Consider the following 23,365-nt stretch of genomic DNA (forward strand, 5'->3'; position numbering starts at 1 on the left):
CTCAGGCCCCCGCCACAAAGCCCGCGCAGGTCAGGGAGTTACCCTCCGGCAGCATCAGCAGAATACGGTGGTTATTCGGCGCGAGTTGTTCCAGCCGGGCCCAGGGGGCGCAGGAGAGTAACGCCTCATCCCAGCTCTCGATCCAATGGGTTGCCAGCGGCCCATGCTCGCGCAACTGTCTGGCAAAACCCGGCGTGGTCAGGATCAGCAGGGGCAGTCGGTCTTCCTCGGACGTGAACATATCCAACGTGACGAGGAGGGCATCCAGTGCCTGATGCGTGGCCGAAAAAGGGACTTTTCGATAGTGTTTAAAACCGATGCTTCCGGGTTGGCCGCCAGTCAGTTCGGCTGGCAGGTTGCGCAACATCACGACGCAAGCGCTGGCTGCGGGATTGAAACGGGCCAGATTGGGGCTGTCATACATGATGGCATCCTGGTCGGCGATCAGCAGCAGGGCCGTTCTTCCACGGCCGCCACAGTCCCTGTCGTCGAGGAAATCCTCAATGACCTGCAGCGCCAGAAACGCACTGCTCAGGCCATGATCGCTGATGGCAATACCAAAGGCGTCGTGGCAACCCGCCTCATGAATAATAGCGTTGGTCACCGAGCATCCGACCTCCACGTCCGGCGTCCAGTGGGCGAGCACCAGCAGATCGAGGTCCTTGAGCGAAGCCTGGTTTGCCAGCTCCCGGACCAACTGTGTCAGCATTGCCCTGAACGCCTGGTTTTGTGCGGCATACCAGCGGTAGGCATGAAGGTCCTGGGCCTGACCGGTATGGCCATGTGAATGAAAAAAGCCGTTGACGAAGTCCTTCACTATTTTCAATTGCCCGTCGTCCACGGCAGGCACATCGTTTTGCCTTTCAAACTGACGCCACAAGATATGAGAAGCCGCAAACTCCAGAGACATGGCGATTCCTTCAGGCGTTGGACAAAGACAAGCGCTGGCACACCTGGGGGGCCAGCAGGGCATCTACGCTATCTGCCGTGCGGATCAGAAAAGCCTGGTCATTTTCCACAAGCACTTCTGCCGGGTGACCGAAGCTTAAAAAGCCCACTGGCGATGCACTGGCACCATAGGCACCGGAATGCCCGATACCGATCAGATCCCCCGAGCGAAGTTCGGCGAGCATGATGTTTTCGCCCAGCAAGTCAGTGGGCGTACACAGGGGGCCGGTCACTTGATAGCGATGCTGTTCGCTGTGCCGGGATGGGCCAAGACGCGCCATCGGGAAATTTCGACGGATCAAGGAGTTGATGCCAGCAGCACTGCCGTGGCAGTTGGCACCGCCGTCACACACGGCAAACCACTCATCCCGGGACGGCTTGAGGTAGTTGACCCGCGTGACAAATATGCCAGCCCGCGCAATCAGGAAGCGGCCCAGCTCGATAACGATCTTGCTGCGTGGAAAACTCCGACGATAGTCGTTCACTACGGGCATCAGTGCCTGTCCCAGGGCGGCCAGGTCGAGTGCTTTTTCCTTGTCGAAATAGCGCACGCCAAAGCCCCCGCCGACATCCACAAAGTCGAAGTCCATGTCATAGGTCTGCTGGAGCGTGGCGGCCAGTGTCAGGATGTTTTGCGTATTGTTGGCCAGGGCCTGCCAGTCAAGAATTCGGGTGCCAAGATAAACATGGATGCCTGCCAGGCGCAGTTGCGCAAGTTGCCCGAGTGTGGCGAATGCATGCGGTAGCAGTTGTTCATCGATACCGAATTGCCGAGGCTTGCCGCTCATCACCAACTTGGCTTTTTCGCCGATGAAGTCGGGGTTGATGCGCAGGGCAATGCTCTGGGTTACTCCCAGGCCAGCGGCAATATCATTGAGCAGAACCATTTCTTCGATGGATTCGACTACCACGGCTTTAATGCTGGCAAGGCAACACTGCGTCAACTCATTAATATGCTTACCAGGCCCGACGAAAATAATATCGCCCGGCGCCACGCCTTGGCGTAAAGCAATTTCCAACTCCGCCAGGGAACATACTTCGCAGCCCGTTCCGGCCTGATGCAGTATCCCGACCAGCGTTTTATTCGGGTTGGCCTTGAGGGAATAGAAATAATCTATGTCCTGGGGGAGCATGCGCTTAAGTTCTGCAAAGTCTGTTTTTATCTGCGTGGCACTGTACGCATAAAAAGGCGTGGGCACTTTATCGGCCAGCAACTGATAGTCGATGTCTTCAATTTTGTCGGTGTGGATATATTGGCTATCAGGAGCAAAAGCTGACATGGCTGAATTTTCCGATTAATAACGATTCGATTCGATTGATATCTTTAAAGTTGTCGAACAGATCGTCGTCGAGGATATCGAAGAAACTCTCGGAGTTATCTGCGGTGTCATCGACCCTTTCACCGATTGCTGAGATAAGGCCGACTAGATGTATGGAGTCCAACAGCCCCTGCGGGCCGTAGATTTCGGCACCGTGGTCGATGGCCTGTAACTTATCGTGGGTAACGCCTAAGTTTTGCAGCGATGAGAGAATGAATGTCCGTGCCGTTTCTGGTGAAAAGCTCATGAATGTGACAACCCTTTAAACGTCGTAAGAGTGATCATATCCATGGCGGGCACGGAGATTTGCTTGAGATTGCAACGGAAATTATCCCTGAATTCATAAGGGTGCTAGTCAGCAAAATGCCACGCGTCGCGTCGCACTCTCCGGACGTAGTAAAAGAGATGGGGGGATGGTTCAGGCGGGTAATTTAGAACGATGCCCGCAGATCAGGGATGGTCAATCATCAGTTGATTATCTAAGACGGTAGGGGGTATAGCCGGCGTCGCTCCATCCGTTATACAAACACTGCGTTGGGTGGTTAAGCCCAACTCAATGAAGTATATAAGACGTCGATACTCCAATTGATTGTATATTTGCGATGACATGAAGAGCGCTCAGCATTTCAGGATCAAATAAGAGTGGGCTAGCACGGCGGGGCGGGGTGAATGGCAGCTGGCATTTTCCTAAGGTTGCGCCTGCCGGTTGAGGCGAAAACCGGCCCTTGGTTAGGGGGCGCAACGCAAAACGAGTTAGAGTGCTCATCAACGTCTGTTCATAAGTGCCCTTCACTCGATTCGTGTAGTCGCGCCAAGCGGTTCCAGCGAACGAATCGGGCAAAAAAATAACCGTATATCAATCGTTATGTGAAGAATGAATCGTCCGCTGTTTGTTTCTCTAGATGGGCCCAAGGGAGCCGGCAAAACCACACTGTTGGAGGCCGTCACGACAGTACTGAGGGCAGACAACAAAAAGGTGATCCGGCTTTGCGAGAAAAAAAGCGATCCCTATAGGGGGGAAACAATGGCCCTCGTGAACAAACTCGTCAGAAATCCCAGCCGGGATTTGGAGTTGAGGGTTTGTGAGCGCTTTGCTGATAGCCGTGCCTGGATTTCCCAGCACGTGCTGACTAAACAGCCACCAGGCAGCATCATCTTGATCGATCGCTGGTACCCGTCTGATGCCGCGTTTCGCCGGATAATCCCGTTTGCAGAGATTCTTCAGTTGAACATTGATCGAAACGTGCGAGTGCCAGACCTGCATGTCGGGGTTGTCACCGCCCCTGATATTTCATGGGCGAGGGCAGCGGCCCGACGGCGTGGGCTGAGCAGTACTGTGATCCATAAGCTGGAAGAACATGTGGCTTGTACCGAAGCGTTCGAGCGAGCGATCTCAGATAACGGCTGGGCTTTATGCCGCAATGAAGGAACGATCGAAGACGCAACGATGCAGGTGATTTCCGAGATCTATAGGGTCCTTCGATGCTCCGTAGACGAAGTTCGCTTTGCTGGCCTTGACGCGGTTGAGATAGGCGTAGATATAGGTCGTTAGCGGGATCGAAGACGTGATTTTCGCCGCAGCAGTAGCCGGCTGAGGTTTTGACCTGGATGCCTGTCATCGAACTCTGAGCCGAAGCTGCCTAGATGATCAGACGGTTCGTGCGTCGAGTACTGGAGCCGGGGTATTGAGTTGGCTCGAACAGGGATCAGGATTGGTAGCTTGAAAGCACCTTTGGTTGTGACCAGCCCTTGAAAACCGCTCCCCCCGCTCCACCCGATTTTCCTGGTTCAACCCCTTCTAAAAGTTAAAAAGAAGAAAATGCACCCTGTGATTTCTTCATTTCAACTCCATGACAGCATAAATATTCTCAGCCCAACTACCTGAATTCCTTGAATTAGTTGTAAATAGGAATTTGCCAGAGGTTGACGGGATTTACATAAATTGACGAGGTGCAGTTTTGGTATAGGTCTCAGGCCACTACCCATCAAGCGCGGATCCATCTAGGCTTTAGATTGCAATTGAGCCAGTTGGATCTTCAACTGTGCGACTTCAACTTCCAGTTCACGCACTCGCTCCCTAGCCTCAACTTCGACGCTGACGTCCTTCTGGATACCGATGAAGTAGGTGAGTTGATCTGTGTCGTTGAACACTGGGGTGATCGACAGTTCGTTCCAGAAGGCGCTGCCGTCCTTGCGATAGTTGCGAATGACTTGGCGGCAGGGGAGCAGATTCCTTATCGCCTCGCGGATTGCTGTCAAACCAGTTTGGTTACGGTCATCACCCTGCAGGAAGCGGCAATCCTGGTACAGGATGTCGTCAACGCTGTACCCCGTGAGGCGCTGAAAGGCGGGGTTAGCATAGATCAGGATGTTTTCGTCGCCTTCCTGCTCTGCTACCACGATGCCATCGTTGGATGCTTCAACCACCAGTTTCAGCAGTTCTGCGTCAATCATTTTCAGAGCCCCAGTGAGTGACATCTCATTTTTAGCGGTTACCCGCCATACACGGAGTAATCAGTATAACCCTCGGCGTTACCGCCATACACTGTGGCTGAGTTCAGAGGGTTCAGCGGCCAATCGTTCGCGATTCTGGCTGGTAGATCCGGGTTGGCCATGAACGTACGGCCAAAAGCGACAAGGTCGGCCAGTCCTGAATCCAGCAACTGCGTAGCGCTTTGTGCAGTGTAACGACCGGCGTAGATGATCGCGCCGCTGAAGGAACTACGGACTGCGCGACGGAACGATTCCGGCATCCGTGGAGCATTATCCCAGTCCGCTTCGGCGATGGAGACGTAAGCAATCCCAACATCCTCAAGTAATTTGATCGCTTCGATGTAGGTGGTATGAGGATCGTCTTCTACCATCCCTAGGTAAGTGCGCTCCTCATCGGTGCTGCTGAACAATGGCGCGAAACGGACGCCAACCTTTTCTTTGCCAATACACTCGGCTACCCCAGCAACCACCTCACGCAGGAACCGAAGGCGGTTGTGAAGGGAACCGCCGTACTGGTCTTCGCGATTATTGCTGTGGGTTGAAATGAACTGATTTACCAAGTAACCATTGGCGCAATGTAGCTCAATACCGTCAAAGCCAGCTTCCATGGCATTACGTGCCGCCTGGATATAAAGCTGTACAAGTTCTTCTACTTCACGAGTGGTCAGAGCTCTTGGGGCTGATGGCTTCACCAAGGCTCCGGCACCTGGTTCTGTTTCTATGAAGACACTGACCCGTTCGGTCGCAATGGCAGAAGCCGAAACAGGGGCTGCATTCTCAGGTTGTAGCGAGGTGTGAGAGACGCGGCCTACGTGCCAAAGTTGCGCGAAGATAACACCTTCGCGGGCATGCACTGCTTCAGTCACTTTACGCCATCCGGCGATCTGCTCGGCTGTATGGATGCCTGGAGTCCAAGCATAACCTTGTCCCCGGGGCTCGATCTGAGTGCCCTCAGTGACAATCAATCCCGCACCCGCGCGTTGCTGATAATACTTGGCCATCAACTCATTGGCGATGTTGCCAGGTTGAGTGCTGCGTTGACGAGTGAGTGGGGGAAGTACGATGCGGTTTTTAAGTGTGTGATTCCCGAGAGTGGCGGTTTTGAATAAGCTGTTGTTTCTCATATGTCTGCCTTACTTTCATGATGCGTCGATCTCAATAGTTATTAGACCGGTCGACTTGTAACTAACGAAAAAAAGAACACTGCGCAATCAGAGCATGGTGCTCAAATTGACAGGTGTTCAGAGACGCAGGGAGAGGTTCATCCCAGCATATTCAGCAAGGCTACGGCCACTGCTGCAGAACTGGCTGGATTCTGGCCGGTGATCAACCGTCCATCGACGACTACATGAATTTCCCAGTCAGCAGTTTTGGTGTAGCGGGCCCCGATGCGCTGAAATTCATCTTCGATCAGGAATGGAACCACAGTCGTTAAGCCGACGGCATCTTCTTCAGAGTTGGAGAAGCCAGTCACCTCAAGCTGATGGATTAAAGGTTTGCCGTCGTTTCCTAAGACGTGACGCAACACTCCCGGAGCGTGGCAGACAAAACCGTGGGGTTTGTTGCTACGGTCAAAAGCTTCAATCAAGGCGATTGAGTACTTGTCTTCGGCCAAATCCCAAAGGGGGCCATGGCCGCCTGGATAAAAGACTGCATCGAAATCTTCAGCATTCACGTCGGCTAGGCGCTTTGTATGTGCGAGCACTTGCTGGGTAGCTGCATCATTTCGGAAACGATTAGTTTCAGCAGTCTGAGCGTCGGGCTCATCACTTTTTGGATCGAGTGGAGGTTGGCCGCCGGCAGGGGACGCGAGCGTGACTTCAGCACCGGCGTCCTTGAAGACATAGTAGGGAGCAACAAATTCTTCGAGCCAGAAACCGGTTTTCTTGCCGGTGTCACCTAGTAGGTCGTGTGAGGTCAAAACCATCAGAATTTTCATAGGGCACTTTTTGGATGGAGGTCTGACGCTAATGAAACGGATCGACTTCGATCATCATCAGCGTAATGTGATTTGGTGGCGCTAAGCATAGGTTTCAATTAGACCAGTCGTCTAGTAATTTTTCACGGATATTTCCAGCGCTGCTCCCGTGGCAAAATCGCTGACTTGAAAAATATACGACTGGTCTATTGTCTGGTATTTTGCGGTCATGAAATCGACCTACGACGACACACGCCAACACTTGCTCGACACCGGCCATCGCATGATGGCTGAGAAGGGCTTCACCAGTGTCGGCCTCAATGAAATCCTGCAAACGGCTGGCGTGCCCAAAGGCTCGTTCTATCACTACTTCAAGTCCAAAGAGCAGTACGGCCAGGCCTTGCTTGAAGACTATTTTGTCGGTTATCTGGCGGATATGGATCGGCGCCTGGCACAGCCAGGGCTGACAGCTTATGAGTGTCTGATGGACTACTGGCAAGGGTGGCAAGACCGCTGCATTTTGACCGGACATGGCGACGAGTGCCTCGTCGTAAAGTTGAGCGCCGAAGTGGCTGATCTTTCGGAGTCTATGCGTCTCACTTTGCGTGATGGGGCAGAAAACATTGTTTCGAGAATCACCACCTGTATCGAGCAGGGACAAGTTGGAAAATGCCTACCTAACGACGACGCACGCTACTTGGCTGAGACGCTATACCAACTTTGGCTGGGTGCAAGTTTGCTCAATAAGTTACAACGCACTGGGCAATCCTTGCGCACGTCGATGGCCACGACTAAACGGCTTTTGGGCGCTTGAGCTCAGTATTTGTTCAGTTATAAACCGCACCAACAGCTGTTACGTTGATCAGCCGCCCCAGTGTGGTTTCACCGAGAGCAAGTTCATCGATCCTATGTGTCGGGGAGCGTGATTTGTCTGCCGTAGTGACCTGCCGCAATTTGGTAGGCCTATGTCAGCATGGTGTTCGCATCGCTATCGGTCAGCCGATCCGAATAGATAAAGAGCCATTCCTATTGGTTAATTGGTCTTCCCACGCAATTTATTCAGGTGATAGATCCAGAATGAGTAAACCTCATACCTACACAATGTTCGGTATCGGCCAGTTCACGTTAGGCAGTGTTTCATATTCGGGCCTTGCGAACAGATAGCCTTGATAGAAGTAAATGCCGAGGGCTAGTAACTGCTGTAATTCAGCATTGGTCTCTACGCCCTCTGCAATCACTTCAATATTGAGCGCTTTGCTTACACCGAGGATGCCTTGGACGATTGCCTGTCGAACCGGGTCAGTGCTAATGCTACGTACCAAGGCCATGTCCAGTTTGATGATGTCGGGTTGAAACTCTGCCAGCAAATTGAGCCCCGCGTACCCAGCACCGAAATCATCTATCGCTGTCTTGAAGCCTTTAAGGCGATATTCTCGAATGATGCTTTTTAGATGTTCCTTGTCCACCAGTTCTTCGTTTTCGGTGATCTCGAAAATCAGCCTTTCGGTAGGAAATCCAAATCTGCGTGCGGCTTCAAGCGTCGCACGAATGCACGTGGCTGCTTGATATACCGCATTGGGTAAGAAGTTGATGCTGACAAAGCAGGGTATTTGTAAGCGCGAAGCAAGCTCAACAGCCTTGACTCGACAAGCTTGGTCAAAGGCATAACGGTTCTGTTCGTTCACCTTTCCAAGAATGGCAGCGGCACCACTGCCATCGCAACCACGTACCAAAGCCTCGTAGGCAAAAATACTGTTGTCGCGCAGATCTACGATTGGCTGGAACGCCATACTGAACTCAAAACCCAGTTCATTGCCCTCCCTGCAGGCGCTACAAGGAGATACTGGTCGTGATTTTTCGTTCATTCAAACCCCGTTTTTTCAATCACTATGAAGGTGTCGATCAAACCAAGATTTTGCACATGCCGCGGGCTTAATCACCGTGCTAATGTCGACGAAAAATTGCTGATCGCGTGTACGACTTGGCGAGCACTATCCTGAATATCCAGGATTACTTGACCAGCCTCACCGGCTAATTTGACTCCTTGTTCTGCCTTGTCTTTACTCGACTCCATCCTGGCCACTGCCCCCTGGGCCAATTCACGATTGTGCTGCACCACCTCAACAATCTTGATGGTGGCCTGGCTTGTGCGCGAAGCCAGATTGCGCACTTCGTCAGCAACCACCGCAAAACCTCGACCCTGCTCCCCGGCACGAGCCGCTTCGATGGCTGCGTTTAGCGCAAGAAGATTCGTTTGTTCGGCGATGCCACGGATGGTCTGCACGATGCTGCTGATTACTTCCGACTGCTGACTGACATCATTGATACCTTCGGCTGCGTGATTCAATTCGCCAGCCAGGCTTTGCATCACATCCACGGTCTCCTGCACTACTCGGGCGCCTTCGTGCGCTGTATTGTCGGTTTTCAGTGAAGTCTCATAAGCCATGCGTGCTGCTCGTGACTCAGTTTCCTGCCGGAGCACTTGGGCAGTGATATCGCTCGCAAACTTAACTACTTTGTAAAGGCTGCCGTTTGCGTCGAACACTGGATTATAAGTCGCTCGTAACCAGACGGTTTGTCCCTGGTGGTTGAGGCGCTTGAAGTTACCGGAGAAAAATTCGCCGTGATTCAGGCGCTCCCAGAACTGGCGATACTCGTTGGATTCACTTTCGCTACGCTCACAGAACAGACGATGGTGCTTGCCAACAATCTCATCGAGGCGGTAACCCATCACTGCAAGGAAGTTCTCGTTGGCGCTAATGACTTCTCCCTGCCGGTTGAACTCAATGGTTGCCATGGAACGGTTAATCGCGTTGATTTGACTTTCCTGCTCTTGTTCCTTCTGCACCCGAGCAGTGACATCAGTAGCAATCTTGACGACCTTAATCACCCGTCCAAAGGCGTCGCGAACAGGGTTATAGCTGGCCTCCAGCCAGATCTCACGCCCCTGTTTGTCCACGCGCAGGAAGCGGTCGTTTATGGACTCACCATTACTCAGGCGTGACCAAAAACCTTGATAAGCGACGCTGTTGGCGTAGGTCGGTGTACAGAATAAGCGGTGATGCCGGGAGTGAATTTCCTCAAGGCGATAGCCCATTACGCTCAGGAAATTGTGATTGGCGCCGAGGATCGTGCCATCAGGTTGGAACTCAATCAGAGCCATGGAGCCACCTAATGCTGCGAGGTTGGCTTCGCAGTCAGCCAAGCGCTGCTGGCTGACGACCAGTTCTTTTTTGATTTGCGAGTTGAACATACGAACCTCAGTGGCTATGGACTGCTTGGCACTTTCATCAAGTCAACGCAAAACCTATACAAAGATATGGTTTTGTACAAGATAATTTGAGGTTGAACGCGAGGAATGCATGTTGATCGCGGGTATTGCGCTGATCGGGTAGGGGATTGAGCACCGGCAATTGACTATCGGTTTACGCAGCTGTCGCATAATCGGCAGAGCACTCGATATCCGACCGAAAGGGGCGAACGGATTGCACCTCAAGTCATTTTAGTGGCCGAAGTACCTAAAGCTTGCGGCGCGCGAACTCCATGTTGAGGGTTCAAGCCCATCACACCGGACGCCGACAAATAGAGCAGTTGGGGCTCATTAGCGCCTCTGCGCAGGACATTGATTTATCAAGCGCAGAGCGGGCATTCGTCGTCAAAGTAAAGCATCACCGCCTTCTGATCAGCCTTATGCGCATGACATTATCTTGTATAGGTTTGTATCAAGTACGCCGAGGAACAGACTGAGGAAGGGCGCCATTCTTTCCGCCGTGAAATCGACCGCATGCCCTTTTCTCAGCATGGCCAACCAGGGCTTTTGATGAGTGGCCCACAATTCATGGTCAAGGATCAGAAAGGAGTTGTCGCCGGCATTCCCCCCTAAAACGTGAACCAACTCTGAGGAGTCGGCCAGGTCATCGCTGAAGATTTTGATGCCGAAAAGTTAAGCGACAGTGCCGCCCTTTTGAGTAGGGGCGGCTGTCTTCACCTTCGGGCGGTATCCATTTGGTATCGCTTAACGATCAATTCCCTCGGTATGTGGAGAAGCCGTAAGGGCTGAGAAGCAACGGGATGTGATAGTGAGGAACGGTACCGTCCACCTCAAAAATGACCGGTACCTCCGGAAAGAAGCTGGACGTTTTGTGCGACTTGAACCACTCACCAGTCTTGAAGGTGACACGGTAGGTACCTTTCTCCAATCCCCGACCTTCCGGATACAGCCCGGTGATACGACCTTGCTCGTTGGTTGCCGCGCTGTTGAGCATGTCCCAGTTTTTCCCATCCTGTTTTTCCAACGTGACGTTGACGCCAGGGGAGGGCAGGCCATCCTGCAAGTTAAGTACATGCACGCTCAATGGATTTGTTGCCGCTGATGCAAGGGCTGAAAGGGCACTCAATACAGCGCCAGCGAAGAAACTTTTCAATACAGTCATGGTGATGTCCTTAGTTTTTAACGGCAGGTAAAACTTTGTTGATGGCGACCTCCGCACAACGTTCATCGTGTGCAGCGCCACCCGCACCGGCCACACCGATGGCGCCGATGACCTGGTCATCGAACTTCAATGGCACGCCCCCGCCCAGTAGCAGCAACTCATCAAGGGTATTGAGGTTTTCAGCCTCTGGATTAGCGCGAGCGCGTTCAGCTAACAACCGCGTCGAAGTCTTGGTCGACAGGGCGGTATAAGCTTTGCGTTGCGCGGCTAACGTGTTGTGCGGGCCGACATTGTCATCGCGTTGTACGGCAACCAGATTGCCGCCACGGTCAACAACTGCGGCAACGGCTGTTCGGCCATCGGCGTGACAGGCTGTCAGCGCGGCATTTAGCAAATCGTTGGCCATTGCAAGTGACACGTCCTTGCGCTGCGCAACCTGATCCGGGGCTGCAACGGCGAACGCAGAGCTCATTGCGAGTGTGATCAGCAATGAAGTCGATAGGCTTGTACGCATGCTGTTTCCTTGGTTGGTTGAGTCTGTCTGAGTCATTGCCAGACATCATGACCAGCCCGCTCCGTCAGAATGATTACCTCCTGATTACCAATATGTAATGTGAGAAATCAGCGAAGCGGGCTAGCCTGTGCTCCAGTCCTGGAGGAAAAAATGCGTATCCTGGTGGTTGAAGATGAAACGAAAATGGCGGATTACCTGCGCAAAGCACTGACTGAATCGGGCTATGCGGTAGAGATCGCCCTTGACGGGCTGGACGGCCAGCATTTGGCGCAGGAGAGTGAGTTCGATCTGATCATTCTTGATGTCATGCTGCCGGGGTTGGACGGCTGGCAATTACTGCAAATCATCCGGCGTAAGTGGCAGACCCCGGTACTGTTTCTCACCGCACGTGATTCGGTTGATGATCGGGTCAAAGGGCTGGAGTTGGGGGCCGATGATTATCTGGTGAAACCCTTTTCCTATGCTGAGTTGTTGGCACGGGTACGCACTTTGCTTCGCCGTGGCCCGCCTCGCGAGGTGGAGCATTTTGTGGCTGGCGATCTTAGTCTGGACTTGTTGCGACGCAGGGTAACGCGCAGCGGCGAGCGTCTCACCCTGACCAATAAGGAGTTCGCCCTACTGCACTTGCTGCTTAGTCGTGAAGGGGAGGTGCTATCGCGTTCGCTGATTGCCTCACAGATCTGGCAAATGAACTTTGACAGTGACACTAATGTGGTCGATGTCGCCATCCGACGACTGCGGGCCAAGGTTGATGATCCTTACCCGCTGAAATTGATACACACAGTCCGTGGTATCGGTTACATGCTCGAGGTGCAATCCTGAATCTATATCCGCGCACTCTGAGCCTGCGCTTGGCCATCATGTTCGCACTGGTCAGCACGCTACTACTGGGCTCAATTGGTTTTTATCTTTATCAATCGTTACAGCGAGAGATTGCCTGGCGCGATGACCAGGCCTTACTGGGGCGCCTTGAGCGAATGCAGGCATTGATCAGCGATAGCGACAGCATCGAGCAACTGCGAGGTCGGCCCAAGCTCTACGAAAACATGTTGGGCAATCGCGACAGTCTGCTATGGATTGTCGATGACACCGGCAAGGTGTTGATCGAAATCAACCCGGTGGGTATGACTTTTCCAAAGTTGCCGGGTGCGCCCCATGCTCGCCTCGTTGACGATCACTCTTCCGAGCCAGTGCGGCTTGCCTGGCAGGATGTCATGCAGGGTGATCGCGGCTTGACCCTGATCGCTGGCAAGTTGTTGGGGGAGCGCGAGCAGATGATGGGGGTTTACCGACTCAAACTTTGGTTGGCCATGTCAGTCGGTGCGCTGCTGGCTTTCGCATTCGGCTGGTGGGTGAGTCAACGAGGCTTGCACCCTGTGCGCCTGCTGGCCAAGCGTGCTGCCGGAATCGATGTGCAGCATCTTCATCTGCGGCTGGATGAGTTCAGTGAACTGAATGAGCTCAAACCGCTCTGTAGTGCCCTCAACCAGATGCTTGCACGCCTTGAGGACGGATTCGCCCAGCTTTCACGTTTCTCGGAAGACCTCGCCCATGAGATGCGAACCCCACTAGGCAACCTGATGGGACATACCCAACAAACCCTGAGACGCAGTCGCTCTATAGAGGACTATCAGAACCTGCTGGTTTCCAATCAGGAAGAGTATGAAAGGCTGGCCCGAATGATCGACAGCATGCTGTTTCTAGCTCGCACCGAGCAGCCAAACGCTTGCGTAAAATTCGAGCAAATCAACCTGCACGATCTCATTGAGCAGCTCTGTGAGTATTTCGAAGGGGTAGCGCAAGAACGAGATGTGCAACTGATAAACCAGACCCAGGATCAGTTGCTGGGTGATCCAGGCTTGATCCGTCGAGCACTGGCTAACTTGCTGGCGAATGCGCTGCGCTACGCAATTCCCAACTCTGCAGTGACGATCAGCAGCAGGGTTTTGGAGCACAGGCTCGACCTCACGGTGCACAACCACGGCGAGCCGATTGCAGCAGAACATCTTCCACGATTGTTTGAGCGCTTTTACCGGTGTGACCCATCACGCAATCAACCCGACGATTCCGGTGGTCTGGGATTGGCCATTGTTCGTTCGATTATGCAACTGCATGGCGGTTGTATAACCGTTGATAGCACTCAAGCAGGTACGAGCTTTCACTTGGAGTTTCCCCTTATAAACGCCTGAACTCGAACCGAAGGTATTGCACCCGACACAGCGAATGATGGCAAATTGCCCTATAGTGAGGTTTCTTGCAGAGATGACCGCGCAGGAAGCATGCAAATGGGGCTCGAAAAGTTTTCTTTCGGGCACATGCTAAAGGGGAGACGTAATGATGAGCATGAGTCCGAAAGCCTGCTATGTCATTTTTGGGGAGGTAACCTTGCCCAGCATCATTTTGGAATCGCAAATATGCGCATCAGATCTGATCTCTTGGGAATTGTTTTCAATACTAAACGACCTTCGAATCTGCATGTCATCGGTCGTTCGCCCCCAATCACGTTTGGCTGCAACGGTGCTTGCCAAGGCACGGCTCTCGTTCTGCGCGTTGGAAAATTAAAGTGGCGCTTACTAAACGGCGCAGCTCCCTAGTAGGGTTCATTATTCTGGCTGTCGGCCTGGTTAGCTTTTCTGCCCTGTTACTGCTGAAGTCCGAAACTCAGCGCAGAGAAAAGCGTTTCTCGGAATACGTGCAAAATATTTCCGGAGTCGTGCGCAATCAGCTTGATACTAATGAAGCTGTGTTGGCCGGTTTCTCTGCATTTCTCCAGGCTGTCGATCAAAGCGATACGGATGCGGCGGCCCGTTACGCGGCGGCCGTTTTATCCGCTTACCCTCATATTTACATGCTCGAGGCGGCGAGGGCGGTACCTATTGGCGAAGAGGCTGCGTTCGAAGATCTATTGCGTAGTACTTGGCGGCCAGACTTTGAACTCAAGGACTTTCCGAGCCTCACTCATCAACCTGCACAACATCAGGTCTATCTCAACGAGACTTGGCCTGTATTGTTCATGTACCCATTGCTCCCTGAATCCAGCTCGATCTATGGCGTCAGGCTGGAAACCGTCGCCTATCTCTCCTATGCGCTGGCTCGAACCCACAGTAACCAGAAACCTGTGGTATCGCCGGTCTTCTCAATGTACGAGGGCGGTAGCGCTTACATTCTGATGCAGTCAGTCACTCGACCTGAACAAACGCGAGAGAACACCCGTCCCAACTTCTTTGGCAGCACGATGGTGTCTTTGCTTTTGATCAAGACGGGGTCGCTGCAGGATGCTGTGATTTATGCGAATGTAGATCCTCTTGTTCACGTCAGCGCTGTCCTGAAAACCGCTGCGGGGCCTGAAAGCAATGTCTTTTCAACGGAGACCAAGCAAGCCGGTATCCTGGATCGCCTCCTGTTACCGGCTTTGTCCGACAGAGTCGATATCAGGAGTGTTTCACAACCGATGACCTTGTCATTCGAGCGTCAGTTGCGATTAGGAGATGTACTGACTTCGGAAACATTGATAATCCTTGCAGTTCTCGCGGGGGCGTTCGTATTGATGCCTGTGGTGCTAATTCGGCATTTCAAAGCGATTGAAAGAGCAGAGGTTGAACACGAACACTCGGCTTATCTCGCAACCCATGATGTTCTAACCCAATTGCCGAATCGCTACCTCTTCGCCGATCGTTTTGACCAGGCCCTCTCAAACTGGACAGTGAGTGGGACTGCGTTTGCCGTTCTGTTGATCGATCTGGATCATTTCAAGGACATTAACGATAAGCATGGCCATGAGGTTGGTGACCAGGTTCTCAAGGCAGTCGCCAATCGCATGCTTCAGGTCACTCGTTCTTGTGACACCGTCGCACGCTACGGTGGAGACGAATTCGTGATTCTGATCACGGATCTTATCAACTCAGAGAGTGCTGAGCTCAACGCTGAGCGGGTGCTGGAAGCCATTGCGCAGACAGTAGCGACAAGCGCAGGAGAGCTGTCACTGTCGTGCAGTATCGGAGTCTCTCTGTGCCCTAATCATGGCCAAAGTTTGGGCTCATTGCTGAAAGCAGCGGATCAGGCAATGTACGGTGTTAAACAACTGGGACGTAAAGGAGTCGCGATGACTGAGTCCCCGGAAGCTTGAGATGCTTACAAACACCACTTGCTCACAAACACCGCTAGTCGCTTAGTCAAGGCTAAGGAACCATCGCATGTAAATTTACTTGAACGTGCCGTTGGCCTCGATGCGGCGAAAGCGTTCGTCATATCTAAACTCGCAGCGCGCCCCCACTAAAAACCGGGCGCCCGACAAGGCGTCCGTTTTATTTTCGTAACTGCGTTATTAACTTAGAGGATCTTTTCCGTTCGCGGTTTTTTCTTAGCTATCGAGTCTTTCATCTAGGATGTTCAGGCTCATTTAATGGTTAAGTTCGGTATCAATAACATGGGTGATCTGTCATGTTCTACTTGAGATTCTCTGGATGCAAATATCATATCGGCATTCCGATGGGGCCTACCCACTTGAAATACCTTGCAACCCTTGCGTGATTGAGAAATCCCACGCGTCTCTCTAGATTTAATTTCGCAATGCCGGGCCCCTCTGACAGCTAACCGCTGCCATGTCGGAGTTGCAGTTTTTATAACTTCGACACTTAGAGGAGGGGCTCATGACTGCCCTAGAACCGTTCTTCCTGGCCGAGTTCCTCGGCACAGCCACTTGGTTGTGGCTAGTCTTTATAAGCATCGTGATAGGCCTGTTGGTCTTCGACCTCGGGGTTCTCCACCGTGAGCAGCGAGAAATCGGCGTTACTGAAAGTCTGCTGCTGTCTGCTGGCTATATCACGGCTGGCTTGCTGTTCGGCCTCTGGGTCTGGCAAGTCAAGGGCGGAGACGCCGGGATGGATTTCTACACCGGCTTTCTGATCGAGAAATCGTTGTCGATGGACAATGTGTTCCTGATGGCGATGATCTTTAGCTTCCTCTCAATCCCGCGTAAGTATCAACACGAGGTGCTGTTCTGGGGCATTCTGGGTGTCATCGTGCTGCGCGCGATCATTATTGCCCTGGGGGCAGCGCTGATCGCCGAGTTCAGCTGGATTCTCTATGTGTTCGGCATTTTCCTGCTGCTGACCGGCGTGAAGATGCTGTTCAGCAAGGTCGATGCCCACCCGAACCTCAGCGAAAACCTGCTGGTGAAGTTTCTGCGCAGACACATGCGGGTGACCGAGCGACTGCATGAAGGGCGCTTCTTTGTCCGTCAGGCGGACGCCAGCGGCAAGTCCGTGGTCTGGGCGACGCCATTGTTCTTAGCCTTGGTGCTGATCGAGTGTGCCGACCTGGTGTTCGCCGTGGACAGCGTGCCGGCGATCTTCGCCATCACCCAAGACCCCTTCATCGTCTATACCTCGAACATCTTCGCCATCCTTGGCCTGCGTGCGTTGTATTTCGCCCTGGCGGCGATGATTCACCGCTTCGCCTACCTCAAGTACGCGCTGGCACTGGTGCTGGTGTTTATCGGTGGCAAGATCTTCCTGGTCGGCATCATCGGCAAGATTCCGGCGGTCATTTCCCTGAGCGTGACCCTGGGGCTGCTGCTGGGCGGTGTGCTGCTGTCGCTGTGGAAAACCCGCGACCTGGCCTCTGCCGGCTCGAAGGAGTAAATCTAAAAAGTCGGCTGCCTCCTAGCGAATTGGCGACTTTGAGAAATGGGGACATTGACCGACTCGGCATTAGTCGGGCGTGGAATAGCGCCAAGGCGGCACTGGAAACGCCAACGGATCCCCTCTAACCAATCCACATTGCTATCGACTCAATGGCGTCGGCAAGCGCGAGCTGGTTTTCGTGAAGGGTTTCGAGTATGTCCGGCAGTAAGGGAGGGGGGGACATGGCGACATTTCCTCAGAGCGAAGTTGAAGCCTAGCAGTGTCAACCGAGCTTGTTAGATCGCAGACTAAGTAGTAGCTAAATTTTTAAGGTCTACGGTGAGACCCAATTAATGCCACTGACGCTTTATTTCCTGCCACTGCTCGTCTGACAGCCACTTATCTGCCAACGGAAAGAAAATATTTTCCTCCGAGTCCATATGATCGAAATATTTTTTGATAAAGTCATCGATAGTGTCAGCAATTACTCTCGTTTCCTGAGTAGTGTCCTCCAACATCTTCAGCTGTCCAGCAATGCGCCCAAATGCTTGATGATCTCGCTCGATATCCTTGACCCGTTGGTGGATCGTTGCCTCAGTCGCTAGCATTGCATTGGAACGCTTTAAAAACCCGCTCACTAAGAACTGGAGACTGGAACGGTTCTAGGGTGTGGTCGACTTGGTAAATGCAGGCACTGAGCATGATCTCAAGGATGCGAAACTCCTCATATGCCGTCGCCTGCTTGCCCGAAAAGCAATGGGGCAATGACCTAATTCTACAAAGCGACTCATTACGCTGACCCCAGCTTCGGATCGCCATCAATCTCGCCCAAGCGTTGCTTTTGGGCCTACAGTCTTGAGTGTCGCTCACTGCAAGGAATACAAATGAACGCGTTGCCTTCAACCTCTCTGCCAAAGCACGTCAGCCTGCTGGGTTATGGCGGTCTGTTGCCGTTTATTTTTCTGGCGCTGCTGATCCCGTTCTCTCTCGACTATCGGCCGTTGTTTGCGATTGCGCTTGTTAACTATGGCGCAGTCATCCTGAGCTTCGTCGGCGCCTTACACTGGGGCTTCGCCATGACCGTGAAAGACATGAGCGCCGAGCAGGGCAGCGACAGGTTCATCTGGAGTGTCATTCCTGCGCTTATTGCTTGGATTGCCACGTTACTGCCAATGCCATTGGGTTGCTTGCTGCTGGTCATCGGCTTTGTTGTCCACCTCCGGCAGGACAGGCAGCTGATGCGGGTTACGAGCTTGCCCGCCTGGTACCTGCCGATGCGATTACGGCTTACCCTCGTGGCGAGCGTCTGCTTGCTGCTTGCCGCGATCGTTGAGGCGCTTCATTCATGAAGCCTCGTGAGCCCGGCTCGTTGCCCGTGCCTGGCAGCCGCTTATCGCGGTTGATGCGTTTTGGCAGTTTGGCCTCGGGCGTCGCGGGCGGCATGCTAGCCGAAGGCGCTCGGCAGTGGGTTCAGGGCAAACGTCCGGCGCTCAGCGAACTGCTGTTGACGTCGGGCAATGTGCATCGGGTGGTCGAGCAACTGTCGCAACTGCGTGGCGCCGCCATGAAGGTTGGGCAGTTGTTATCGATGGATGCAGGTGATTTGTTGCCGCGCGAGTTCAGCGAAATCCTTTCTCGTCTGCGTTGCGACGCTCATCCTATGCCCATGAGCCAGTTGGTGGCAGTCCTCAACGAAAGCTGGGGCAAGGGCTGGGAAGGGCGCTTCGAACGGTTTTCCTTCACGCCATTGGCGGCAGCGTCCATCGGCCAGGTTCATGTTGCGAAAGGAAAGGACGGCCAACTCCTGGCGATCAAGGTGCAATACCCTGGCGTGCGCGAGAGTATTTCGAGCGATGTGGATAACGTTGCTACCTTGTTGCGCATGTCCGGGATGCTGCCTAAGGGCATGGACATCGGCCCATTGCTCCAAGAGGCCAAGCGTCAGCTACAGGATGAGGCGGACTACATGAAAGAAACCGAGCACTTACAGCGCTTTGATCAACTGTTGGCGGACAGTCCTGACTTTCTGGTTCCTCGTGCGTATGCCCAGTTCAGCACGCCGAATATTTTGGTGATGTCCTTCGTTGACGGGGTAGCGGTGGAGTCACTAGAGCACGCGCCCCAAGCAGAGCGCGACCGGATCATCATGTTGCTATTCGGCCTGTTTCTGCGCGAGGTGTTCGAGTTCCAGTGCGTGCAGACCGACCCTAACTTTGCCAATTACCGTTATCAGCAAGGCACCGGCCGGATGGTGTTGTTGGACTTCGGCGCCACGCGACTTTATGACCGCAACACTGCCGAGGCTTATCGCCGCTTGCTGATTGCAGGCCTGCATGAAGACCGTGCCGCCGTCACCAATGCCGCACTGGACGTCGGCTACTTTCAGCCTGAAACGCTGCCCAAACACCGAGCGGTGCTCACTGATCTCATTACCCAGGCCTGCGAGCCACTTAGGCATCAAGGTGCCTATGACTTTGCGACGTCTGACCTGGCCGTACGCCTGCGTGATACCGGTTGGGAACTAGGTGCCGACCGCGACTTCCGGCACACGCCACCTGTGGATTTACTGTTTCTGCATCGCAAGGTGGCAGGTTTGTACCTGTTGGCCGCGAAGCTGAAGGCGCGGGTGAATGTCCGGAGGCTGTTCGAGCCTTACGTGATTTGAGCGCTTTATGGACGATAAATCGTCGCCTTGGGTACCGCTACCGCTTAATAGGCCTTCACATAATTATCGGCCCGCAAGTATCTGATCTCTGACGTAAACACGAAACTTTGAGCTTCTACGCTTCTGGGAATGGAAGGTGTGTTTGCCGAACACTTACGTTGTACGTATTTTTTTTGGGGGGGGGACGGAGGGCTCGCTGGAGGCCACGCTGTCCATCAGATGAGACGCGTACAGATGGCAAGGCGAGAGAAAGCGCCAAGGGCAGCATCTATTCAGCGAAGCAGAATTCAACTTGCTGGGACGTCGTCGCCGAGCGATTCCTTGAGGGCTTAGTAGAGGGGCGCGGCACTAGCAACTCGTCAGACGGAATCTTCAAGTCCTTGAGAACTCCCGCCGGGGCTAGATGCGCCAGCTCTTCTTGAGTGCTACGCAGCAAAGCTTTAATGGACTGCCCCAATTCGGTGCTGAGGGTAATAGAAACCAGGGTCAGAGGATTCACATTGAGCGGGCCACTCAGTGCAGTAATCATCTCCAGCGTAGGGCTTGACTGGGCTCGCTCCAATTTAGAGACGTATGTTCGACCGCTTACTTAGGCAAGGTTTCTCTGAGTCAATCCTTTGCCAGCGCGCATCGCTTTAAGCACGGCAGCAAAGGCATTTTTGAGCGACATAAATACGTTCCTGATTTGAGCCAGTGCCTTTGAGCATAGATGCGCTGGAAGGAGCCATTCTAGACGCATGAAAGCCTATCACGCTATTCCTGGGGTAGCCGAGCACGCTGGCTACTGCCTGGTAGGTGAACGATTTCCCAGGAACTGCACTGATGTAGGTTTTAGACTCGGATTTCGGAACTGAATCAATTAAAAAAGAGGCGCGCGCATATCTGTCAGCAGCCCGATTCGTTCCGGGTAGAAAGGTTAGCGCGCCAATCTTCTGCCAATATTCGTTCAGTGCGATTTGTTTATCGTACGTGGGGTAGTGGTCATGACCTTGTAATCTTTGCCGCGATGAATCACGAGTTTGCCCGCGACATATTCCAGAACGGCTGAATCACCTGAAGGGTCGGAAAGTGCGAGATGAACTTGTGCACCCGATCCGTTGGGCAGGGTAGGAGCAATGATCTGGAACGGTTCGGACTTGAGCGCCTCAACCGTCTCCGCGACGGACGCGTAGTTGTCCAGTACATACTGTCCCCAGGTGGAGATACACAGGTGAGGCCGTGATGGGTCTAACTTTCCGTAGTCAGACTCATCCAGATAAAGGACGTTGGCGACGAGTCCTTCGGAGTTCATGCCTTCAGTGCTGCCAATGTCATAGGCGGTAGCAATGACGCTTCCGTATTTCGATACCCACTTTGGAGTGTTTTTTCCGGCGGCGCCATCGCGCTCCATGCCGGCTGGGAATCCCCAGAGGTTCGTGTGCATATCTTCCGACCAGTCCATAGAGCGCCCGTTGAGGACGAGTCCGTCATCTCCGACAAAAAGGGCGCGGGTGCAGGCATTTGCAGCGGACGCGAACCCATGGTCAATGCGAGCAACAAGGCGATGGTTTGTAAGGGGTTAATCGCTTCATATTATGTTCTCACTGCATCATTGTTAAAAATAGTCGAGTGTCGAACTGCCACCGATAAACGATAGTAGGAAATGAGCAAGGGTGATGATTGAGCACATTGTACTTTTTATTATTGTCGTTTATGACGAAGAGTAAATTTTTTGAACTGCATTTCGGTGGAATGGTCGGGGTGAAACATGTCGATGTCAGTACAAAGGTTTCTTAAAGCCTGTTCATAACTACAAAGCATGCGTAATACCCAGTCCGAACGCGTTCGCAGGCGTATATCGTTATCGCTTTTAACGCGCCATTCCCGCCCGCGACTACTGTTCGTCCCTAAAAGAGCTAAATTATTCGCGCTCCGCAACTTGATGATTACAGATTCTTTGCTATAGCTAAAAGCTTCGCGATCTCTCTTCGGCGTAACGAAATGCCAGTCGCAAAAAAAATGAGCGTGGGGCAGCTGACAATGTTGACCGCCGTCAACATGTTAGGATCCGGGATTGTTTTGTTGCCCACTAAACTCGCCGAAGTCGGCGGAATCTCAATCCTATCCTGGTTGATCACAGCTACCGGATCATTGGCATTGGCCTACGCCTTTGCACACTGCGGAATGCTCAGTCGTAAAACCGGCGGCATGGGCGGGTATGCCGAATACACCTTCGGTAAGTCTGGCAATTACATAACAAACTACACCTACGGCTTGTCGCTTTTGATCGCGAACGTAGCCATCAGTATCACAGCTGTTGGTTATATCCAGACTTTGTTCGGTATGAAACTCGACTCATTGCAGGTAGGGCTGGCGACCATTGCTTTGCTATGGATTACCACGTTCGCTAACTTCGGCGGGGCGAGCATTACTGGCAGGATTGGCGCCGTCACGGTCTGGGGTGTTATCGCTCCGGTGGTGTTGGTCTCCACCGTTGGCTGGTTTTGGTTCGACAGCAGCGTGTACGTAGCGGGATGGAACCCTCACGACAAAACTTGGTTCGACGCTGCAGGCGCTTCGGTGGCTATCACTTTATGGGCGTTTCTCGGCCTCGAATCGGCCTGCGCCAACGGCGATGCGGTGGAGAACCCTGAGAAGAATGTGCCCATCGCAGTGCTAGGTGGGACATTGGGGGCGGCGGTGATCTACATCGTCTCCACCAACGTGATCGCAGGCATTGTCGATAACGCCGAGCTTGTTTCTTCCACTGCGCCGTTCGGGTTGGTATTCGCCAAAATGTTCAATCCGATGATCGGCAACATCGTTATGGGCCTGATGGTGCTGGCCTGCATCGGCTCACTGCTGGGCTGGCAATTCACCGTCGCACAGGTGTTCAAGAGTTCGGCGGATACCGGTTACTTTTTGCCGATCTTCGCCAAGGCCAACAAACATGGGGTGCCGATCATCAGCATGCTGATCCTGCTGGCAATGCAGACCTCCATGGCGCTGCTCACGATCAGCCCCGATCTAGCCAAGCAGTTCGACACCCTGGTGACCCTGGCGGTGGTGACTAACCTGGTTCCTTACATCTTGTCGATGGCGACCTTGATGACGCTGCAGAAGATTTCCAATGTACCGGCGAACAAGGCGCTCATTACCAACATCGTTGCTTACATCGCCGCAGCCTATAGCTACCTGGCGCTGTACAGCTCAGGCGCGCAGGCGCTGATGCTCGGCGGCGTAGCCACCATCGTTGGCTACACGCTGTTTGGCTTCGTCAACACACGCCTGATCAAACTGGAAGCTCTGAATAATAGCGTTCCGACACAGACGGTCGCCGCGCAGCACATCGTTGGGGAGCCCATTCCTGTGAATGACCGCCTCCCAGAAACGTCAATCAGGCTATATTGGAGACTCGACCATGACGGAACATAGACACTTGCTCGGCATGCTGGCGCTATTGAGAGCCACG

20 protein-coding genes and 2 pseudogenes are annotated in these 23,365 nt (G+C 53.2%); 9 read left to right on the top strand and 13 right to left on the bottom strand.

Annotation, left to right across the window (positions count from 1 at the left end; genetic code table 11):
* Window position 1 precedes the first annotated feature (1 nt).
* The 3 genes from ACA075_RS14680 to ACA075_RS14690 are packed head-to-tail and all read right to left on the bottom strand — an operon-like array spanning window position 2 to window position 2,514.
* A complete protein-coding gene (locus ACA075_RS14680) occupies window positions 2–910 on the bottom strand; it encodes a hypothetical protein (RefSeq protein ID WP_497299101.1) in 909 nt (302 codons plus the stop codon).
* Window positions 911–920: 10 nt separating this feature from the next.
* Window positions 921–2,228 (bottom strand): type III PLP-dependent enzyme domain-containing protein, encoded by a 1,308-nt coding sequence (locus ACA075_RS14685; protein WP_497299102.1) that lies wholly within the window; start codon window positions 2,226–2,228, stop codon window positions 921–923.
* Window positions 2,209–2,514, bottom strand: a complete 306-nt coding sequence (locus ACA075_RS14690) for a hypothetical protein (protein WP_219094199.1) — start codon at window positions 2,512–2,514, stop codon at window positions 2,209–2,211. Before ACA075_RS14690 ends, ACA075_RS14685 begins: the two co-directional genes overlap by 20 nt.
* Window positions 2,515–3,141: 627 nt before the next feature.
* On the opposite strand from ACA075_RS14690, the gene ACA075_RS14695 reads away from it, so the two are divergent.
* Window positions 3,142–3,819, top strand: a complete 678-nt coding sequence (locus tag ACA075_RS14695; protein ID WP_497299103.1) for a dTMP kinase — start codon at window positions 3,142–3,144, stop codon at window positions 3,817–3,819.
* 449 nt (window positions 3,820–4,268) lie between these two features.
* Here ACA075_RS14695 and ACA075_RS14700 read toward each other — a convergent pair whose 3' ends face one another.
* The 3 genes from ACA075_RS14700 to ACA075_RS14710 form a co-directional block, all read right to left on the bottom strand.
* The gene (locus tag ACA075_RS14700; RefSeq protein WP_497299104.1) at window positions 4,269–4,721 is read right to left on the bottom strand and encodes a PAS domain-containing protein; all 453 of its coding nucleotides are present in this window, start codon (window positions 4,719–4,721) and stop codon (window positions 4,269–4,271) included.
* A 38-nt stretch (window positions 4,722–4,759) separates the two neighbouring features.
* Window positions 4,760–5,884, bottom strand: a complete 1,125-nt coding sequence (locus ACA075_RS14705; protein ID WP_497299105.1) for an alkene reductase — start codon at window positions 5,882–5,884, stop codon at window positions 4,760–4,762.
* 137 nt (window positions 5,885–6,021) lie between these two features.
* Complete coding sequence (locus tag ACA075_RS14710) at window positions 6,022–6,699, bottom strand: type 1 glutamine amidotransferase domain-containing protein (protein ID WP_497299106.1); 678 nt, start codon at window positions 6,697–6,699, stop codon at window positions 6,022–6,024.
* A 208-nt stretch (window positions 6,700–6,907) separates the two neighbouring features.
* On the opposite strand from ACA075_RS14710, the gene curR reads away from it, so the two are divergent.
* Entirely contained in the window at window positions 6,908–7,492 is a 585-nt protein-coding gene (gene curR / locus ACA075_RS14715) for a TetR family transcriptional repressor CurR (RefSeq protein WP_497299107.1), read from the top strand.
* A gap of 280 nt (window positions 7,493–7,772) precedes the next feature.
* Here curR and ACA075_RS14720 read toward each other — a convergent pair whose 3' ends face one another.
* The 5 genes and pseudogenes from ACA075_RS14720 to ACA075_RS14740 all read right to left on the bottom strand — a co-directional run bounded on the left by ACA075_RS14720 (window position 7,773) and on the right by ACA075_RS14740 (window position 11,625).
* Complete coding sequence (locus ACA075_RS14720; RefSeq protein ID WP_497299108.1) at window positions 7,773–8,543, bottom strand: EAL domain-containing protein; 771 nt, start codon at window positions 8,541–8,543, stop codon at window positions 7,773–7,775.
* Between the two features lie 71 nt (window positions 8,544–8,614).
* On the bottom strand, window positions 8,615–9,124 hold the full coding sequence (locus ACA075_RS14725) for a methyl-accepting chemotaxis protein (RefSeq protein WP_497299262.1): 510 nt from the start codon (window positions 9,122–9,124) through the stop codon (window positions 8,615–8,617).
* A 36-nt stretch (window positions 9,125–9,160) separates the two neighbouring features.
* A pseudogene (locus ACA075_RS14730) lies at window positions 9,161–9,931 on the bottom strand (PAS domain-containing protein); the annotation flags it as partial.
* 769 nt (window positions 9,932–10,700) lie between these two features.
* Window positions 10,701–11,111 carry a hydroxyisourate hydrolase gene (uraH, locus tag ACA075_RS14735; protein ID WP_033044307.1) on the bottom strand — a complete coding sequence of 137 codons (411 nt, stop codon included), beginning with the start codon at window positions 11,109–11,111 and terminating at the stop codon, window positions 10,701–10,703.
* 10 nt (window positions 11,112–11,121) lie between these two features.
* Window positions 11,122–11,625 (bottom strand): GlcG/HbpS family heme-binding protein, encoded by a 504-nt coding sequence (locus ACA075_RS14740; RefSeq protein ID WP_497299109.1) that lies wholly within the window; start codon window positions 11,623–11,625, stop codon window positions 11,122–11,124.
* A 150-nt stretch (window positions 11,626–11,775) separates the two neighbouring features.
* Here ACA075_RS14740 and ACA075_RS14745 point away from each other — a divergent pair, with 150 nt between their 5' ends.
* The 4 genes from ACA075_RS14745 (at window position 11,776) to ACA075_RS14760 (ending at window position 17,267) form a co-directional block, all read left to right on the top strand.
* Window positions 11,776–12,447 carry a heavy metal response regulator transcription factor gene (locus ACA075_RS14745; RefSeq protein WP_497299110.1) on the top strand — a complete coding sequence of 224 codons (672 nt, stop codon included), beginning with the start codon at window positions 11,776–11,778 and terminating at the stop codon, window positions 12,445–12,447.
* Window positions 12,444–13,814, top strand: a complete 1,371-nt coding sequence (locus tag ACA075_RS14750) for a heavy metal sensor histidine kinase (RefSeq protein ID WP_497299263.1) — start codon at window positions 12,444–12,446, stop codon at window positions 13,812–13,814. The genes ACA075_RS14745 and ACA075_RS14750 overlap by 4 nt, the downstream gene beginning before the upstream one ends.
* Window positions 13,815–14,188: 374 nt before the next feature.
* Window positions 14,189–15,751 (top strand): diguanylate cyclase domain-containing protein, encoded by a 1,563-nt coding sequence (locus ACA075_RS14755; RefSeq protein ID WP_497299111.1) that lies wholly within the window; start codon window positions 14,189–14,191, stop codon window positions 15,749–15,751.
* A 523-nt stretch (window positions 15,752–16,274) separates the two neighbouring features.
* Window positions 16,275–17,267: a TerC family protein gene (locus tag ACA075_RS14760; RefSeq protein ID WP_497299112.1), complete on the top strand. Its 993-nt coding sequence runs from the start codon at window positions 16,275–16,277 to the stop codon at window positions 17,265–17,267.
* A gap of 332 nt (window positions 17,268–17,599) precedes the next feature.
* On the opposite strand, the pseudogene ACA075_RS14765 reads toward ACA075_RS14760, so the two are convergent.
* Window positions 17,600–17,860: pseudogene (locus tag ACA075_RS14765) on the bottom strand (hemerythrin domain-containing protein); the annotation flags it as partial.
* Window positions 17,861–18,133: 273 nt separating this feature from the next.
* Between ACA075_RS14765 and ACA075_RS14770 the strand changes: the two are divergent.
* Window positions 18,134–18,598 carry a DUF3429 domain-containing protein gene (locus ACA075_RS14770; RefSeq protein WP_497299113.1) on the top strand — a complete coding sequence of 155 codons (465 nt, stop codon included), beginning with the start codon at window positions 18,134–18,136 and terminating at the stop codon, window positions 18,596–18,598.
* The gene (locus ACA075_RS14775; RefSeq protein ID WP_497299114.1) at window positions 18,595–19,914 is read left to right on the top strand and encodes an ABC1 kinase family protein; all 1,320 of its coding nucleotides are present in this window, start codon (window positions 18,595–18,597) and stop codon (window positions 19,912–19,914) included. Before ACA075_RS14770 ends, ACA075_RS14775 begins: the two co-directional genes overlap by 4 nt.
* A 946-nt stretch (window positions 19,915–20,860) precedes the next feature.
* Here the strand turns inward: ACA075_RS14775 and ACA075_RS14780 are convergent.
* On the bottom strand, window positions 20,861–21,442 hold the full coding sequence (locus ACA075_RS14780) for a linear amide C-N hydrolase (RefSeq protein WP_497299264.1): 582 nt from the start codon (window positions 21,440–21,442) through the stop codon (window positions 20,861–20,863).
* A 452-nt stretch (window positions 21,443–21,894) separates the two neighbouring features.
* Here ACA075_RS14780 and potE point away from each other — a divergent pair, with 452 nt between their 5' ends.
* The gene (gene potE / locus ACA075_RS14785) at window positions 21,895–23,328 is read left to right on the top strand and encodes a putrescine-ornithine antiporter (protein WP_497299115.1); all 1,434 of its coding nucleotides are present in this window, start codon (window positions 21,895–21,897) and stop codon (window positions 23,326–23,328) included.
* The last annotated feature ends 37 nt before the right edge of the window (window positions 23,329–23,365 follow it).

This window comes from Pseudomonas sp. LBUM1663, from assembly GCF_059695905.1.